3 protein-coding genes are annotated in these 1,100 nt (G+C 63.1%); 2 read left to right on the top strand and 1 reads right to left on the bottom strand.

The features are described from left to right. Position 1 precedes the first annotated feature (1 nt). Both EOA60_RS34195 and EOA60_RS34190 read left to right on the top strand, forming a co-directional pair. Complete coding sequence (locus EOA60_RS34195) at positions 2 to 205, top strand: NepR family anti-sigma factor (RefSeq protein WP_067002232.1); 204 nt, start codon at positions 2 to 4, stop codon at positions 203 to 205. A 3-nt stretch (positions 206 to 208) separates the two neighbouring features. Further along, a complete protein-coding gene (locus EOA60_RS34190; RefSeq protein WP_040973662.1) occupies positions 209 to 760 on the top strand; it encodes an RNA polymerase sigma factor in 552 nt (183 codons plus the stop codon). Between the two features lie 31 nt (positions 761 to 791). On the opposite strand, the gene EOA60_RS34185 is transcribed toward EOA60_RS34190, so the two are convergent. Then, positions 792 to 1,100: response regulator (locus EOA60_RS34185; RefSeq protein WP_164899822.1), on the bottom strand; the 309-nt coding region annotated here is incomplete at its 5' end.

Here is a 1,100-nt window from a genome sequence, read left to right as displayed (position 1 = left end):
CATGAAAGAAATGTCAAAGAATTCAATAACTGGCGCCCCGAGCAGGCACCGGAACGGGGGTAGCAGTCCGCTCGGACCGAACTCCGAAATCGCCCGCAAACTCAAGCAATATTACGACGAGCTGGTCTCCGATCAGGTGCCGGATCGATTCGCTCAGTTGCTCAGCCAGCTGGAAAAGGCCGAACCCGCCGAGAAAAAGGACTGAGACATGGCGGCGGTCTCCCAGAGCTTCAAGACCGAGCTGCTCGGCGCGATCCCAAGCCTGCGCGCCTTTGCGGTGTCGCTGACGCAGAATGCCGACAAGGCGGACGACCTCGTCCAGGAAACCCTGGTCAAGGCGTGGGACAAACATGAGAGTTTCCAGCCGGGCACCAACCTCAAGGCCTGGCTGTTCACCATCCTGCGCAATGAATTCTATTCGCAGATGCGCAAGCGCGGCCGCGAGGTGCAGGACAGCGACGGCATCATGACCGCCAGGCTCGCCGTCCACCCGGCCCAGCATGGCCAGCTCGACCTCAAGGATTTCCGCGGCGCGCTGGAGCAGCTGCCGGAGGATCAGCGCGAAGCCATTATCCTGATCGGCGCGTCCGGCTTTTCCTACGAAGAGGCGGCGGAAATCTGCGGCTGCGCGGTGGGCACGATCAAGAGCCGGGTCAGCCGCGCGCGCGCCCGGCTGCAGGACATCCTGAAGATTTCGGGCGAGGACGAATACGGCCCCGACGCGATCTCGGCGCAGGTGACAGGATCAAACGCCGCCTGACACCGACCTCCGGCTCTTCGACGCTACGTCGTCACGCCGCTTTCGCGCGCCTGCAGGCGAGCGCCAGGGCCTGGATCAGATCGTCTCCCGAGTAGGGCTTGGTGACCAGCTTAATCTCGGGAAAAGAGCCTTCGAGATCCTCGGCGTCGGAGTAGCCGGACGCGAAGACGAATGGAATGCCTGCGCTGCGCAGCCGCTCGGCGAAGTCGAGTGTCGAGGTGCCGCCGAGCATCAGGTCGACGATAGCGGCGTCGAACCAGGAAAACCCATCCCGCAGGTCGATTTCAGCCAGGTCGCCAACAATCGTGACCTCGGCGGCCCCTTGGTCGCGGCATAGTTG

The sequence above is a fragment of the Mesorhizobium sp. M1A.F.Ca.IN.020.06.1.1 genome, assembly GCF_004023265.1.
Taxonomy (GTDB): domain Bacteria; phylum Pseudomonadota; class Alphaproteobacteria; order Rhizobiales; family Rhizobiaceae; genus Mesorhizobium.
This window is presented reverse-complemented; position numbering and strand designations above follow the sequence as displayed.

Excerpts from the sequence above, each read along its gene's own strand:
- EOA60_RS34190 (WP_040973662.1), top strand. The coding sequence starts at position 209 with ATGGCGGCGGTCTCCCAGAGCTTCAAGACCGAGCTGCTCGGCGCGATC.
- EOA60_RS34195 (WP_067002232.1), top strand. The coding sequence starts at position 2 with ATGAAAGAAATGTCAAAGAATTCAATAACTGGCGCCCCGAGCAGGCAC.